Below are 15,044 nucleotides of genomic sequence, written 5' to 3' on the forward strand. Positions count from 1 at the left end.
GCGTCAAGCACTTTTGTGCATGTTTGGCGCCGAGCCCGGGTTTGCACTGACGTTTCAGCCGCGCCGTCCGACCTCACTCCGGCATCTGCAGCGCCTGCCGGACCAGCGAACGCAGCGCCTCGAAGGTGGGTTGCAGCGGTCGGTCGCTGGTGTTGAGGTGGAACTCGGCCTTCGAGTAGAACGCCGCCCGCCCGGCCAGGATGCGACGAAGGTCATCCATCGCCTCGCGGCTGGCCGCCATCGGCCGCAGGTCGCCCTGGGCCTGCACGCGGCCCATGTGGTCCTCGGCGTCGGCCTGCAGCCAGACGGTGGTGCAGTGGGCCAGCAGCAGGTTGAAGGTGGCCGGGTCCGACACCAGTCCGCCGGGCGTGGCGATGATGGCCTCGGGGTAGATCTGGATCGCCTCCTCGAGCGCGCGGCGCTCGTAGCGGCGGTAGGCGTTCTGGCCGTAGAGCGCCTGGATCTCGCTGATGCTGCAGCCGGCGAACTTCTCGATCTCGCGGCTCAGCTCGACGAACGGGAAGCCCAGGTCGTCGGCCAGCATCTGGCCCAGCGTCGACTTGCCGGCGCCGCGCAGCCCCACCAGCGCGACGCGCGGGCTGCGCGCCACGGCGCTGCCGCCGACCTGGCCGTTGCTGCCGCCGGTGCCCAGCATCTGGCCGATGGCCTCGCGGGCGCGCCGCAGCGTGGCCTCGTCGCGGTCCTGCAGCAGCTCGCGGATCAGCAGCCATTCGGGGCTCGACGCGGTGACGTCGCCGATCAGCTCGGCCAGCGAGCACTGCAGCGCGCTGGCCACCTGCAGCAGCACCAGGATCGAGGCATTGCCGGTGCCGTATTCCAGGTTGGCGAGATGGCGCTCGGACACGTCCGCCGCCGTCGCGACGGCCTTGCGCGTCATGCCCCGGCGGGCCCGCAGCGAGCGCACCCGCTCGCCCAGCGCGACCAGGAAGGGGTTCTTTTCCTCGCCGGGGGCGTCGTCCGGCGAGGGCATCGGGGTTATCCCGGGAGCATGCAATATAGTGCTTGACATGGGTAGGAGGCGGGCCTAAGGTGCCGACACGCACAATAATTCATCCGCCCTGGACCCGCAAGCCGGGGCGTCAAACGAGTCTTCCGAGACTGCTGGAGTTGCCCCGTGACCCTCGAAGCCTTCCGCCACGAGATCGCCGCCGTCGCCACCGAGATCGCCGCCGAGCTGGCCGGCCGCACGCCCGATGCGGCGCTGGACGACTGGCTCAACGCCCGCCACGGCGCCGGCAGCGCCACCTTTGCCCGCCTGGACGCGCTGTGCCGCCAGGGCGCCGCCGAAGGCTGGCTGTGCCAGCGCGAGGGCGGTGGCATCCGCTACGGCCGCGTCTTCAAGCCCGATGACGCGCTGGCGCGCTTCTCGGTCGACGTGGTCGACATGACCGACATCGCCGGACCGCACCACGTCCACCCGAACGGCGAGATCGACCTGATCCTGCCGATCGACCCCGAGGCCCGCTTCGACGGCCGCCCGGCCGGCTGGCTGGTCTGCCCGCCCGGCAGCGCCCACCGACCGACCGTCAGCGGTGGCCGGGCGCTGGTGCTGTACCTGCTGCCCGAAGGCAGCATCGAGTTCACGCGCTGAATCAGGTCACACCGAACACCGACCCGCAGGAGACACGACATGAGCATCCACCCGACGACCCCGGCGGTCGAGCCGCCGCCCGAGCGCTTCAACTTCGCCGCCCACCTGATCGCGACCAACGCCGGCCGCGCCGACAAGACCGCCTACATCGACGACCACGGCTCGCTGAGCTACGGCGCGCTGGCCGAGCGCATCGCCCGCACCGCCGCCGCCTTGCTGGCCGCCGGCGTGCGGCGCGAGGAACGGGTGCTGCTGCTGATGCACGACAACAGCGACTGGCCCGTCAGCTTCCTCGGCGCGATGTACGCCGGCATCGTCCCGGTGGCCGTCAACACGCTGCTGACCGCCGACGACTACGCCTACATGCTGCGCCACAGCCGCGCGCAGGCGGTGCTGGCATCCGCCGCGCTGCTGCCGGTGGTGCAGGGCGCGCTGGAGCAGTGCGCGGCCGACGGTGGGCACGAGGTGCGCCAGGTGTTCGTGTCGCGCCCGACCGGCGCGCTGGCCGCCGGCCAGATCGCCCTGGATGACGCGCTCGAAGCCGTCGCCCCGCTGGCCCGCGCGGCCGACACCGGCGCGGACGACCCGGGCTTCTGGCTCTACTCGTCGGGCTCGACCGGCCGCCCCAAGGGCACGCTGCACAGCCACGCCAACCCCTACTGGACGGCCGAGCTGTACGGCAAGCCGCTGCTGGGCCTGACCGAGCGCGACGTGTGTTTCTCGGCCGCCAAGCTGTTCTTCGCCTACGGCCTGGGCAACGCGCTGAGCTTCCCGCTCAGCGTGGGCGCCACGACCATCCTGATGGCCGAACGGCCGACCCCGGCGGCCACCTTCAAGCGCTGGACCGGCGCGGTGCGGCCGACCGTCTTCTTCGGCGCGCCGACCGGCTTCGCGGGGATGCTGGCCTCGCCCGAGCTGCCGGCCCGCTCGGACGTGTCGCTGCGCATGTGCTCGTCGGCCGGCGAGGCCCTGCCGGCCGAGCTGGGCCAGCGCTTCCGGGCCCACTTCGGCTGCGACATCGTCGACGGCATCGGCTCGACCGAGATGCTGCACATCTACCTGTCCAACCGCCCCGGCGACGTGCGCTACGGCACCACCGGCTGGCCGGTGCCGGGCTACGACATCGAGCTGCGCACGGAAGACGGCCGCGCGGTGCCGGACGGCGAGGCCGGCGACCTCTACATCCGCGGCCCCTCGTCGGCGCTGATGTACTGGGGCAACCGGGCCAAGTCGCGCGCCACCTTCCAGGGCGAATGGACCCAGTCGGGCGACAAGTACGTGCACAACGCCGACGGCACCTACACCTACGCCGGCCGCAGCGACGACATGCTCAAGGTCAGCGGCATCTACGTCTCGCCGTTCGAGGTCGAGTCGACGCTGGTCCAGCACCCGGCCGTGCTGGAAGCCGCCGTGATCGGCGTCAACGACGCCGACGGCCTGACCAAGACCAAGGCCTATGTCGTGCTCAAGAACGGCGCGCAGGCCGACGAGGCCGAGCTGAAGGCCTTCGTCAAGGACCGCCTCGCGCCCTACAAGTACCCGCGCGCGATCGAGTTCGTCACCGATCTGCCGAAGACCGCCACCGGCAAGATCCAGCGCTTCAAGCTGCGCGAGAAAGAACGGGCCGGCTCGTGAGCGTCGCGTTCGTCGAGATCCCGTGGCGCGAGCGGGTCGTCCGCATCGAGCACGAGTTCCTGCAGCCTGCGGCCAATGTGGCCCATGACCTGCCGCTGATCGTCTTCCTGCACGAAGGCCTGGGCTCGCGCTCGATGTGGCGCGACTTCCCGCAGCGGCTGTGTGATGCGGTGGGCGCGCGCGGGCTGGTCTGGTCGCGCCCCGGGTATGGCCGTTCGACGCCGCGTGCGGCCGATGAACGCTGGGGTCTGGACTTCATGCACCGCCAGGCCGACGAGGTGCTGCCCGCGCTGCTGGACGCGCTGGACATCACCCGCCCGGTCTGGCTGTTCGGCCACAGCGACGGTGGCTCGATCTCGCTGCTGCACGCCGCGCACCATCCGCAGCGCGTGGCCGGTGCGGTCGTGCTGGCGCCGCACATCCTCGTCGAGGAGTTCGGGCTCGTCAGCATCCGCAAGGCCCGCGTGGCCTACGAGACCACCGACCTGCGCAGCCGGCTGGCGCGTCATCACGACGATGTCGACTCGGCCTTCCGGGGCTGGAACGACATCTGGCTGCACCCCGATTTCCCGACCTGGACGATCGAGTCCGAACTGCCCGCCATCGCCTGCCCGCTGCTGGCGGTGCAAGGGCTGGACGACCCCTACGGCACGCTCGAACAGATCCGCGGCATCGCGCGGGCCCGGCCGTCCACGCCGACCGCACCGACCGAACTGCTGGAGCTGCCCGCCTGCGGCCACGACCCGCAACGCGACCAGCCCGACACCCTGATCGCGGCGGTGCAGGCCTTCATGGCCCGCTGCCGCTGAACCCCCCGCCCCGATACGAACGAAGGAGACAACCGATGAACACGACCCATTCGATGACCCGTCGCGCGCTGGCGCTGGCTGCTGCGAGCGCCTGTGCCAGCCTCTGTGTCGGCCTGGCCGCGCTGCCCGCGCAGGCGCAGACCGCCAAGCTCAAGGTCGGCCTGATGCTGCCCTACACCGGCACCTTCGCCGCGCTCGGCACGGCCATCGAGAACGGCTTCCGGCTGCACGTGAGCGAACAGGGCGGCAAGCTCGGTGGCCGCGAGGTCGAGTTCTTCAAGGTCGACGACGAGTCCGATCCGGCCAAGGCCACCGACAACGTCAACAAGCTGATCAAGCGCGACAACGTCGACGTGCTGATCGGCACGGTCCACTCGGGCGTCGCGATGGCGATGGCCAAGGCCGCCAAGGACAGCGGCACGCTGCTGATCGTGCCCAACGCCGGGGCCGACGCGGTGACCGGCCCGATGTGCGCACAGAACATCTTCCGCAGCAGCTTCAGCAACTGGCAGCCGGGCTATGCGATGGGCGACGTGGTGGCCAAGAAGGGCCACAAGAAGGTCGTCACCATCACCTGGAAATACGCCGCCGGCGACGAGTCGGTGCGCGGCTTCAAGGAAGGCTTCGAGAAGGCCGGCGGCACGGTCGTCAAGGAGCTGAACCTGCCCTTCCCGAACGTCGAGTTCCAGGCCCTGCTGACGGAGATCGCCGCGCTCAAGCCCGATGCCGTCTACACCTTCTTCGCCGGTGGCGGCGCGGTCAAGTTCGTCAAGGACTACGCGGCGGCCGGCCTGAAGAAGAGCATCCCGCTGTACGGCGCCGGCTTCCTGACCGACGGCACGCTGGACGCGCAAGGCGCCGATGCCGACGGCCTGTACACCACGCTGCACTACGCCGACGGCCTGGGCACCCCGCGTGACCAGTCCTTCCGCAAGGCCTATGCGCTGACCTTCAAGCTGCAGCCCGACGTCTACGCCGTGCAGGGCTACGACGCCGCGCAGATGCTGGCCACCGGCCTGAAGGCGGTCGGCGGCGACGTGTCCAAGAAGGCCGAGTTCGCCGCCGCGCTGCGCGCCGCGAAGATCGACAGCCCGCGCGGCGCCTTCACGCTGAGCGCCGCGCACAACCCGGTGCAGGACATCTACCTGCGTCAGGTCAAGGGCAAGGAGAACGTCTCCGCCGGCATCGCCACCAAGGCCCTCGCCGATCCGGCCCGCGGCTGCCGGATGTGATGATTCCGCCATGGACCTCGCCACCTTCCTCATCCAGTGCCTGAACTCGTTGCAGTACGGGCTGCTGCTGTTCCTGGTCGCCTCGGGGCTGACGCTGATCTTCGGGATCATGGGCGTCATCAACCTGGCGCACGGCAGCTTCTACATGATCGGCGCCTACATGGCCTATGCGCTGGCGCCGATCGTCGAGCGCACCTTCGGCGGCGGCTTCTTCGCCACGCTGGTGTGTGGCCTGGTGCTGTCGGTGCTGCTGGGCTATCTGCTGGAGTGGGTCTTCTTCAGCTACCTCTACGAACGCGAGCATCTGCAGCAGGTGCTGATGACCTACGGCCTGATCCTGGTGTTCGAGGAACTGCGCAGCCTGACCGTCGGTGACGACGTGCACGGCGTGCAGCCGCCCGAGCTGCTGGCGGGCACCCTGCCGCTGGGCGAGCTGATGACCTACCCGGTCTACCGGCTCTTCATCTCGGCGGTCTGCCTGCTGCTGGCGCTGGGCATGTACCTCGTGTTCACGCGCACCCGGCTGGGCATGATGATCCGCGCGGGCAGCAGCAACCGCGAGATGGTGCAGTCGCTGGGCATCGACATCCAGTTCCTCTACCGCGTCGTGTTCGCCGCCGGTGTCGCGATTGCCGTGCTGGCCGGCATGGTGGCCGCGCCGGTGTCGTCGGTCTACCCGGGCATGGGCAACTCGGTGCTGATCATCTGCTTCGTGGTCGTCGTGATCGGCGGCATCGGCTCGATCCGCGGCGCGCTGCTGGCGTCGCTGCTGATCGGCGTGGTCGACACCTTCGGCAAGGTGGTGTTCCCGCAGGCGGCCGGCGTGCTGGTCTACGTGCTGATGGCGCTGATCCTGCTGTGGAAACCCAGCGGTCTCTTCAAGGCGGGCTGACCCCATGAACGACACGATTCAACAAGCCGGGCCGTCGCGCCCGCGTGCGGCGATCGGCTTCGAGCTGCTGGCCTATGCGCTGCTGGCGGCCTATCCGCTGGTGGCCGGGGGCTATGGCATCGACCTGGTCACCAAGATCATGGTGTATGCCGTGCTGGCACTGAGCCTGGAGCTGCTGGTCGGCTCGACCGGCCTGGTGTGTTTCGGGCAGGCCGCGTTCTTCGGCATCGGCGCCTATGCGGCCGTGCTGGCGGCGCCGCAGGGCGACACGCCGGCGCTGCTCGCGCTGCTGCCGCTGAGCCTGCTGGCGGCCGGTGCCTATGCGCTGGCCGTGGGTGCGCTGTCGCTGCGCACGCAGGGCGTGTACTTCATCATGGTCACGCTGGCCTTCGCGCAGATGGCCTACTACATCGTGCACGACACGCCGCTGGGCGGCGGCACCGACGGCATCTACCTCTACATCAAGCCGGTGCTGGCGGTCGGGGGTTCGGTCTGGCTGGACCTCGACAAGCCCAAGGCCTTCTACGGCTTCACGCTGGCCTGCCTGCTGGCCGTGCATGTCTTCCTGGCCGTGCTGCTGCGCTCGCGCTTCGGCCGGGCGCTGGCGGGCATCAAGGTCAACGAGCAGCGCATGCGCGCGACCGGCTACGCGACCTACCCGTACAAGCTCGCCGCCTTCGGCGTGTCGGGCGCGATGGCCGGCCTGGCCGGCTTCCTCTTCGGCGTCAAGGACGGCTACGTCAACCCCGAGCTGCTGAGCTGGCACATGTCCGGCGCGGTGCTGATCATGATCATCCTCGGCGGCCTGGGCCGGTTGCGCGGCGCGCTGATCGGCGCCTTCGCCTTCGCGCTGCTGCAGGAGTTCTTCAAGTCCGAGGCCATCTTCGGCGCCTACGCCAAGCACTGGCACCTGGGCCTGGGGCTGACCATCATCGCCAGCGTCGCGCTGCTGCCGCGTGGCCTGGTGGGCGTGCCGGCACAGATCCGCGAACGCCTGGACGGACGCCTGAGCGGCGCCCGCCGAGTCGAAGGAGGGGCTGCGCGATGAGCACGCCTGCAAGCATGAACGACGACACGCGCGCGCCCGGCGAGGTGCTGCTGCGCGGCCTGAAGCTGACCCGCCGCTGGGGTGGCCTGGTGGCCGTAGACGGCGTCTCGCTGGACCTGCGCCGCGGCCAGGTGCATGCGGTGATCGGCACCAACGGCGCGGGCAAGTCCACGCTGATCAACCTGCTGTCGGGCGAGATCCCGCCGTCCGATGGCGGCGTCGAGCTGCTCGGCCAGGACGTGACACGCTGGAGCCAGCCGCGCCGCGCGCGGGCCGGCCTGGGCCGCAGCTACCAGCGCAACACGATCTACCCGACCTTCAGCGTGTTCGAGAACTGCCGCCTCGCTGCGCAGGCCCGCACGCCGAAGCCGTGGGCCTGGTGGCAGGACGCGCAGGCCTGCCGGCCCAGCCGCGAGGCCGCGCTGGCCGCCGCCGAACAGGCCGGCCTGTCGGGCCTGCTGGACCGCACCGCCGGCCTGCTCTCGCACGGCCAGAAGCGCCAGCTGGAGATCGCCATGTGTCTGGCCACGGGGCCGCAGGTGCTGCTGCTCGACGAGCCGCTGGCGGGCATGGGCGCCGAGGAGACCGAACGCATGCTGGCGCTGCTGGCCGCGCTGCGGCCGGGCCACGCGATCCTGCTGGTCGAACACGACATGGACGCGGTGTTCCGCATCGCCGACCGCATCACCGTGATGGTCAACGGCGCGGTCATCGCCAGCGACACGCCCGATGCGGTGCGCGCCGATGCCGGCGTGCAGGCGGCCTATCTGGGAGGGCACTGAGATGTCCGGCGAACTGATCCTCGATGCCCGCGACCTGCAGGCCTGGTATGGCTCCAGCCACGTGCTGCACGGCGTCAGCCTGCAGATCGCGCGCGGCGAGACCGTCGGCCTGCTGGGCCGCAACGGCATGGGCAAGAGCACGCTGATCCGCACGCTGCTGGGCCATGTGCAGCAGCGCGACGGCCATATCTCGCTGTTCGGCCAGGACATGTCGAAGGCCCGGCCCCATGCCGCCGCGCGGCTGGGCGTGGCCTACGTGCCGGAAGGGCGCGGCGTGTTCCCGAACCTCAGCGTGCGCGAGAACCTTGTGATGGCCGCGCGTCGCGGCCGCGACGGTCGCAGCGACTGGACCTTCGAGCGGGTCATGGCGACCTTCCCGCGCCTGCAGGAGCGGCTGTCCAACATGGGCAACCAGCTGTCGGGCGGCGAGCAGCAGATGCTGTCGATCGGCCGGGCGCTGATGACGCACCCCGAGCTGATCATCCTGGACGAGGCCACCGAAGGCCTGGCGCCGCTGATCGTGGCCGAGATCTGGCGCGTCATCGGCGAGATCCGCGCCAGCGGCATCGCCACGCTGATCGTCGACCGCGACTGGCGCAAGGTGCTGGCGCGCAGCGATCAGGCGCTGGTGCTGCAGAAGGGCCAGGTGGTGCTGTCCGGACGCAGCGCGGCAGTGGCCGAGGATCCGGAGCTGGCGCGCTACCTGGGTGTCTGAGGACGCGGCGTGCGCCCGCTGCAGCCCTTGTGTGACCGTGGTCACAGATCGTGACCGACATCACGCGCACACTGCAACGCATGCCGGCACGGTGCCGGAAGCAACCGAGGACTCCACCATGTTCAAGACCAATGTCGGCGGCATCGACCGCATCCTCCGCATCGTCGCCGGCCTCGTGCTGGTCGCCCTGGCGCTCACCGGCAAGGTCGGTGCCTGGGGCTGGATCGGCCTGGTGCCGCTGGCCACCGGCCTGATGAGCAGCTGCCCGCTCTACAGCATCATCGGCCTGAACACCTGCCCGATGAAGAACTGAGCGCCAGCCCGGCTCAGGCCGGGTCGCGATAGGCCGCGAAGATGTCGCGCAGCGGCGCGGCGGCGGTCGATGACGGGCTGACCAGCGAACGCTCCAGCTCCTGCAGGTGGCGGCGCATCTCGCCGGCGGCGCTGGCGCCGCTGCCCGTCAGGGCCTCGATCAGCTCGATGTGGCGGTGCGCCACGCAGGCCGGCTGGCCGGGGCGCTGGTAGAGCGCCATCAGGATCGACGTGCTGGGCAGCAGCTCGTCGAGCAGGCGCACGAACACGGGGTTGCCGCACATCTGCGCCAGCGCGCGGTGGAACTGCCCCGACAGCCGGATGGCGGCCGGCCGGTCGCCGCGCGCATCGGCGTCGGTCTCGGCCTGCACCAGCTCGCGCAGATGGGCCACCTGGGCGGCATCGAGCCGGCCGGCCAGCCGACGCGCGATCTCGCCCTCGACGACGCGGCGGGCGTCGAACACATGCCCGGCCTCGTCGCGGCTGGGCTGCGGCACCTGCGCGCCACGGTTGTGGTGCAGCTCGATCACCTGGTCCTGCGCCAGCCGGTTCAGGGCCTGGCGGATGACGGTGCGCGAGACCGCGAAGCTGGTCGCCAGCTCGGCCTCGCGCAGCCGCATCCCGGGTGTCAGCCGGTGTTCGAGGATGGCCGTGTAGATGCCGTCGTAGACCCGCTGCGTGGCGGTCGGCTCGGGCGGGTTGGGGGCAGGGGCTGAGGGGCGTCGGATCGCGGGCATCGGGCGCGATGATGACCGAATCAGCCCGCCGCGCGACGCCGCCACAGCGCCACGACCGCCAGCGTGACGCCCATCACCAGGAAGGACACCACGGTCGTGACCGTGCCGAGCGCGTAGATCACCGGCGTGGTCACCGTGGTCGTCAGGCCCTGCAGTTCCAGCGGCAGCGTGTTGAGGTCGCCCATCGCCTGCGAGCTGCGCGCGATCTCGTCCCAGCTGAGCGTGAAGCCGAACATGCCGACGCCGACCAGGCTCGGGCCGATCAGCGGCAGCACCACGTGGCGCAGCGTCTGCCACGGCGTCGCGCCCAGGTCGCGGGCGGCTTCCTCGTAGGCCGGGTTGAAGCGGTTGAAGACCGCGAACATGATCAGCAGGCCGAAGGGCAGCGTCCAGGTCAGCTGCGCGCCCAGGCCGGAGGTGTACATGCCCAGCAGCGTCGCGAAGGTCTCGGCCGCCTCGGGCGACCAGCGCTCCAGCGCGGCCTTCACGCCCGCATCCAGCAGCCGGAACTCCAGCCCGACGCCGAGCGAGACGATGATGGACGGCATGATCAGGCTGGCCACGACGACGTAGAACAGCGGCGTGCCGCCGGGCAGCTTCTTGCGGTAGGCCAGGCCGGCCAGCAGCGACAGCACGACGGTCAGCACCATCACCGTCGCACCCAGGCCGAGCGAGCGCCGGAACGCCGCGCCGATGTCGACCACGCCGATGCCTTCCCACAGCTTCTCGAACCAGTGCAGCGACACGCCGCGCATCGGGAAGGTCAGGCCGCCCTCGGGGCCCTGGAAGCTCAGCACGAAGATCGCGAGCATCGGGCCGTAGAGGAAGACGACGAACAGCGCGAACACCGTTGCCAGCGCGTAGAAGCTGGCAGGTCGCTTGCGGCGGACGGTGCGGCTCAGGGTACGTGCCATCGTCACAGCTCCTTGCGCAGGTTCACCAGCCGCATCAGCGTGGCGATCATCATCAGCACCACCGCCAGCAGGATCACCGCGTTGGCCGCAGCCATCGGGAACTGCAGGTAGCTGGCCTGCACCTGGATCACCTTGCCGACCGAGGCGATCTGCTGGCCGCCCATCACGCCGACGGTGACGAAGTCGCCCATCACCAGCGCCAGCACGAAGATCGAGCCGATGATCAGGCCGGTGCGCGACAGCGGCAGCACCACGTGCCAGATCGTCTGCCAGGGCGTCGCGCCGTTGTCGCGCGCGGCCTCGATCAGGCTGCGGTCGATCCGCATCATGGTGTTGAAGACCGGCACGATCATGAACATCGTGTAGAGGTGCACGAAGGCGAGCACCACCGAGAAATCCGAGAACAGCAGCCACTCCAGAGGCGCGTCGATCAGGCCGGCCGCCTGCAGGCTCTGGTTGACCAGCCCGTTGCGGCCCAGCAGCGGCACCCACGAGATCATGCGGATGACGTTGCTGGTCCAGAACGGCACGGTGCAGACGATGAACAGCACCATCTGCATCGTCAGGCTGCGCACGTGGAAGGCCAGGAAATACGCCAGCGTGGTGCCCAGCACGCCGGTGACCAGCCACGTCAGCACGCCGAACTTCAGCGTCGACAGGTAGGTCTTGAAGGTCACGCACAGGTCGCCGTCGGGTGTCACCGGACAGCCGGTGAACACGTCGACGTAGCTCTGCGCGATGAAGGCCGGGATCAGCTCGTACTCGGTCGCCTGCCAGAAGCTCACCATCAGGATGAGCGCCAGCGGCACGACGAAGAAGACGACGAACACCGCCGCCAGAGGCGCCGCCTGCAGCCAGGCGACCAGCGATCGTTTGGAAGGTGTTCGTGTCATCTCGTTCAAGCCGATCGGTTCACGGGGTCAGGCCGCGACGAACTCGTTCCACTTCTGGACCATGTACGCGTTCTCGTCCATGACCGCGTTCCAGCAGGCGATGCCGCCCATGCGGGCCTCGTAGCTGCCGCCGTCGCGGACCGAGCCGGCCTTGGCCAGCAGGTCGCCGTTGGGGCTCTTGATGTCCTGCGTGGCGGGCTTGCCTTCCATCCAGTAGGCCCACTCGTAGGCTTCCATCTTGGCCTTGGCGGTCTCCAGCACGGCGCTGTAGTAGCCCTGGCGGTTCAGGTAGGCACCGGCCCAGCCGTCGAGGAACCAGTTGATGAATTCATAGACGCCATCGGCCTTGCGGCCCGACACGGTCTTGGGCACGCCGAAGCCGGCGGCCCAGGCGCGATAGCCTTCCTTGAGCGGCTGGAAGGTGCAGTCGATGCCCTTGGTGCGCACGGCGGTCACGGCCGGCGACCACATCGACTGGATCACCACCTCGCCCGAGGCCATCAGGTTGACCGACTCGTTGAAGTCCTTCCACAGCGAGCGGAACTGGCCGGCCTTCTTGGCCTCGATCAGCGTCTTGATGGTGAGGTCGATCTCCTTCTTGGTCATGTTCCCCTTGTCGGGATACTTGTAGAGGCCCATCGCCTCGACCACCATCGCCGCGTCCATGATGCCGATCGACGGGATGTTCAGGATCGCGGCCTTGCCCTTGAACTCGGGGTTCAGCAGCTCGGCCCACGAGTTGATCGGGCGCTTGATCAGGTCGGGGCGGATGCCCAGCGTGTCGGCGTTGTAGACCGTCGGGATCAGCGTCATGAAGCCGGTCGGCGTGGCCGAGAACTTCGTGCTCTTGCCGCCTTCGAGGTACATGACCTTCTTGGGCGCCGTGCCCTGGTCACCGACCTTCTTGCCGCCGACTTCACCCTTGGTGAACAGCGTGGTGATCTTGTCGGCGTTCTTGATGCGCTTGACGTCGATGCCCAGCAGGTTGCCGGTCGGCACGATCTTCTTGAGCGAGAAGTACTCGGTGTCGATCAGGTCAAAGCTGTTGGGCGCGGTGACCGCGCGCTTGGTCACGTCGTCGGTCGTGACGGGGATGTACTGGATCTTGATGCCGGTGTCGGCCTCGAACTTGTCGGCGATGGCCTTGTCCTGGTTCACCGCCGTGCCCAGGTAGCGCAGCACGATCTTTTCCTGTGCGTGCACGAAGGGGAAGCCGGTGATGCCGGTGGCGGCGACGCCGGCGGCACCGGCGGTCTTCAGGAAGCCGCGGCGGCTGGCGCCGGTGCTGGGCGTCTCCGCCGAGCCGGTGGCAGGGGTCGTGTCGAGAGCGGGATCACGGTCAGCGTTCATCGGAGTTCTCCAGGTTGAGGACGGGGGAGGGAACGAGGGGTGGCTCAGGCCATGAGCCCGTGGGCGTCCTGGGCCCACCAGCGCATCGCGACGCGCTGGCCGGGCTCGAAGGGCGCGGCGTGGAACTGGGTATCGCCGAGCACCGCGACCCAGCGGGCCGGGTTGTCGGTCTCGGGGTCGTCGCTGGCGCGCTCGGAATCGGCCACCAGATGGACCTGCACCTGCGCGCCCTGGTACTCGATCGCGGCGACCGTCACGGCGGTCTCGCCAGGGTCGGGGGCGACCAGGTTGAGGCGGTCGCAACGCACCGCCACCTTGCCGGCGGGCGTCTCGATGATGTTGTGTGCGCCGATGAAGCGGGCCACGAACTCGGTGCGCGGACGCTCGAACACGTCGCGCGCGCTGCCGGCCTGCTCGATGCGGCCCTGGTTCATCACCACCACCAGATCGGCGAGTGCCATCGCCTCTTCCTGGCTGTGCGTGACGTGCACGAAGCTCATGCCCAGCTCGCGGTGCCAGCGCTTGAGCTCGGCGCGCATCTTCACGCGCAGGAAGGGGTCGAGCGCCGACAGCGGCTCGTCGAGCAGCAGCACCTGCGGCTTGAGCATCAGCGCGCGCGCCAGCGCCACGCGCTGCTGCTGGCCGCCCGACAGCGCGGCCGGCAGGCGCTGCGCATACGGTTCCATGTGGACCAGCTTGAGCAGCTCCATCGCGCGGGCCTCGCGCTCGGGCCGGGCGGTGCCCTTCATGCGCTCGCTGAAGGCGACGTTGTCCAGCACGCTCAGGTGCGGGAACAGCGCATAGCTCTGGAACATCATGGCCGTGCCACGTTCGGACGGCGGCAGGTGCGTGATCTCGCGCCCGCCCAGCACGATCGAGCCTTCGGTCGGTTCCTCGTGGCCGGCAATCATGCGCAGCGTCGAGGTCTTGCCGCAGCCAGACGGTCCGAGCAGACAGCAGTAGCTGCCGGCGGCGATCTTCAGGTCGATCCCGGCGACGGCCAGCGACTGGCCGTAGTCCTTCACCAGGTGGATCAGCTCCAGGTCGGTGCGTGTGCTCATGGCGGGCTTTGTATGCAATGCGTGTGCCAGTTCGGCGAACAACCCGCTCGGGGGTCGCGACGACCGGAACGGCACCGACACGGCCGGCGTGCCTCTTGCAACGTTCGGGCCGGGCCTGGGCCGTGCCACCCGTCACGCCGGAACAGGCCCGCTGTCGGTGCGCGACCGCCTCCGGATGTGGCGCGACGACCCAAGCTTGTGCATAGTTTGTATGCAATCCAAGCGACACCGGAGACTGGAAAACCATGAAGCTGCTGATCGTCAACCCCAACACCTCGCGGCCGATGACCGAGGGCATCGCCGCCGCCGCGCGCGCCGTGGCGTCGGCCGGCACCCGCATCGAGGCCGTCAGCCCCAGCTTCGGGCCGCTGTCGATCGAGGGCCACTTCGACGAGACGGTGGCCGCCGCCGGCGTCGCCGAGCAGGTCAAGCTGCACGCCGGCCCGGGCGTGGCCGCGCCGCCGGACGGCATCGTCATCGCCTGTTTCGGCGATCCCGGGCTGGACGCCGCGCGCGAGGTCTCCGGCGCGCCGGTGCTGGGCATCGCCGAGGCGGCCTTCCACGCCGCCAGCTTCCTGGCGACCGGCTTCTCGGTCGTCACGACGATGACGCGAACCTGCGTGATCGCCGAACACCTGGTCCAGAAATACGGCTTCGAGCCGCGCTGCCGGGGCGTGCATGGCACCGACATCCCGGTGCTGGCGCTGGAGGACGGCGGCGCCGGCTGCGTCGACGCGATTGAGGCGGCCGCGCGCGAGGCCCTGGCGCGCGACCGCAGCGGCGCGATCGTGCTGGGCTGCGCCGGCATGGCCGCGCTGTGCGCCGAACTGAGCCAGCGCCTGGGCGTGCCGGTGATCGACGGCGTCGCGGCGGCCGTCAAGTTCAGCGAGGCCCTGATCGGCCTGGGCCTGCGCACCAGTTCCCACGGCGACTACGCCCGCCCGCTGCCCAAGACCTACGTCGGCTGGGCCGCACCGCTGGGCTGGTGAGGCGCGCCGCCGGGCCGGCATGCGGGCATCCGGGCAAGTCCCGAGTCCGGCGACATGCGCAGG

Annotated in this window: 16 protein-coding genes; 10 read left to right on the top strand and 6 right to left on the bottom strand. The window is 69.7% G+C overall.

The window, feature by feature from the left end:
• Positions 1 to 73: 73 nt before the first annotated feature.
• The gene (locus tag ACWA7K_RS17430) at positions 74 to 1,030 is read right to left on the bottom strand and encodes a helix-turn-helix transcriptional regulator (protein WP_456162663.1); all 957 of its coding nucleotides are present in this window, start codon (positions 1,028 to 1,030) and stop codon (positions 74 to 76) included.
• 105 nt (positions 1,031 to 1,135) lie between these two features.
• On the opposite strand from ACWA7K_RS17430, the gene ACWA7K_RS17435 reads away from it, so the two are divergent.
• The 9 genes from ACWA7K_RS17435 to ACWA7K_RS17475 all read left to right on the top strand — a co-directional run bounded on the left by ACWA7K_RS17435 (position 1,136) and on the right by ACWA7K_RS17475 (position 9,038).
• A complete protein-coding gene (locus tag ACWA7K_RS17435) occupies positions 1,136 to 1,612 on the top strand; it encodes a 4-hydroxylaminobenzoate lyase (protein WP_456162664.1) in 477 nt (158 codons plus the stop codon).
• 39 nt (positions 1,613 to 1,651) lie between these two features.
• Positions 1,652 to 3,247, top strand: coding sequence for a benzoate-CoA ligase family protein (locus ACWA7K_RS17440; RefSeq protein WP_456162665.1), 1,596 nt, complete (start codon positions 1,652 to 1,654; stop codon positions 3,245 to 3,247).
• Positions 3,244 to 4,056 carry an alpha/beta fold hydrolase gene (locus ACWA7K_RS17445; protein ID WP_456162666.1) on the top strand — a complete coding sequence of 271 codons (813 nt, stop codon included), beginning with the start codon at positions 3,244 to 3,246 and terminating at the stop codon, positions 4,054 to 4,056. Before ACWA7K_RS17440 ends, ACWA7K_RS17445 begins: the two co-directional genes overlap by 4 nt.
• 35 nt (positions 4,057 to 4,091) lie before the next feature.
• Positions 4,092 to 5,288, top strand: coding sequence for an ABC transporter substrate-binding protein (locus tag ACWA7K_RS17450; RefSeq protein ID WP_456162667.1), 1,197 nt, complete (start codon positions 4,092 to 4,094; stop codon positions 5,286 to 5,288).
• 10 nt (positions 5,289 to 5,298) lie between these two features.
• Positions 5,299 to 6,180: a branched-chain amino acid ABC transporter permease gene (locus ACWA7K_RS17455; RefSeq protein WP_456162668.1), complete on the top strand. Its 882-nt coding sequence runs from the start codon at positions 5,299 to 5,301 to the stop codon at positions 6,178 to 6,180.
• Between the two features lie 4 nt (positions 6,181 to 6,184).
• Positions 6,185 to 7,228 carry a branched-chain amino acid ABC transporter permease gene (locus ACWA7K_RS17460; protein WP_456162669.1) on the top strand — a complete coding sequence of 348 codons (1,044 nt, stop codon included), beginning with the start codon at positions 6,185 to 6,187 and terminating at the stop codon, positions 7,226 to 7,228.
• A gap of 14 nt (positions 7,229 to 7,242) precedes the next feature.
• Positions 7,243 to 8,010 carry an ABC transporter ATP-binding protein gene (locus tag ACWA7K_RS17465; protein WP_456168862.1) on the top strand — a complete coding sequence of 256 codons (768 nt, stop codon included), beginning with the start codon at positions 7,243 to 7,245 and terminating at the stop codon, positions 8,008 to 8,010.
• 1 nt (position 8,011) lies between these two features.
• Complete coding sequence (locus ACWA7K_RS17470; RefSeq protein ID WP_456162670.1) at positions 8,012 to 8,725, top strand: ABC transporter ATP-binding protein; 714 nt, start codon at positions 8,012 to 8,014, stop codon at positions 8,723 to 8,725.
• 118 nt (positions 8,726 to 8,843) lie between these two features.
• Entirely contained in the window at positions 8,844 to 9,038 is a 195-nt protein-coding gene (locus ACWA7K_RS17475) for a YgaP family membrane protein (protein WP_456162671.1), read from the top strand.
• Between the two features lie 13 nt (positions 9,039 to 9,051).
• Here ACWA7K_RS17475 and ACWA7K_RS17480 read toward each other — a convergent pair whose 3' ends face one another.
• Genes ACWA7K_RS17480 through ACWA7K_RS17500 form a run of 5 tightly spaced genes read right to left on the bottom strand, consistent with a single transcriptional unit; the run spans position 9,052 to position 13,992 of the window.
• On the bottom strand, positions 9,052 to 9,774 hold the full coding sequence (locus ACWA7K_RS17480; RefSeq protein WP_456162673.1) for a GntR family transcriptional regulator: 723 nt from the start codon (positions 9,772 to 9,774) through the stop codon (positions 9,052 to 9,054).
• Positions 9,775 to 9,794: 20 nt separating this feature from the next.
• Complete coding sequence (locus tag ACWA7K_RS17485) at positions 9,795 to 10,688, bottom strand: ABC transporter permease (RefSeq protein WP_456162675.1); 894 nt, start codon at positions 10,686 to 10,688, stop codon at positions 9,795 to 9,797.
• Between the two features lie 2 nt (positions 10,689 to 10,690).
• Positions 10,691 to 11,581 carry an ABC transporter permease gene (locus ACWA7K_RS17490; RefSeq protein WP_456162677.1) on the bottom strand — a complete coding sequence of 297 codons (891 nt, stop codon included), beginning with the start codon at positions 11,579 to 11,581 and terminating at the stop codon, positions 10,691 to 10,693.
• Between the two features lie 27 nt (positions 11,582 to 11,608).
• Positions 11,609 to 12,931 carry an ABC transporter substrate-binding protein gene (locus tag ACWA7K_RS17495; RefSeq protein WP_456162679.1) on the bottom strand — a complete coding sequence of 441 codons (1,323 nt, stop codon included), beginning with the start codon at positions 12,929 to 12,931 and terminating at the stop codon, positions 11,609 to 11,611.
• 44 nt (positions 12,932 to 12,975) lie between these two features.
• Positions 12,976 to 13,992, bottom strand: coding sequence for an ABC transporter ATP-binding protein (locus ACWA7K_RS17500; RefSeq protein ID WP_456162681.1), 1,017 nt, complete (start codon positions 13,990 to 13,992; stop codon positions 12,976 to 12,978).
• A 245-nt stretch (positions 13,993 to 14,237) separates the two neighbouring features.
• Here ACWA7K_RS17500 and ACWA7K_RS17505 point away from each other — a divergent pair, with 245 nt between their 5' ends.
• Positions 14,238 to 14,981, top strand: coding sequence for an aspartate/glutamate racemase family protein (locus tag ACWA7K_RS17505; protein WP_456162683.1), 744 nt, complete (start codon positions 14,238 to 14,240; stop codon positions 14,979 to 14,981).
• Positions 14,982 to 15,044 lie beyond the last annotated feature (63 nt).

This window comes from Leptothrix mechoopdaensis (SeqCode), from assembly GCF_053893855.1.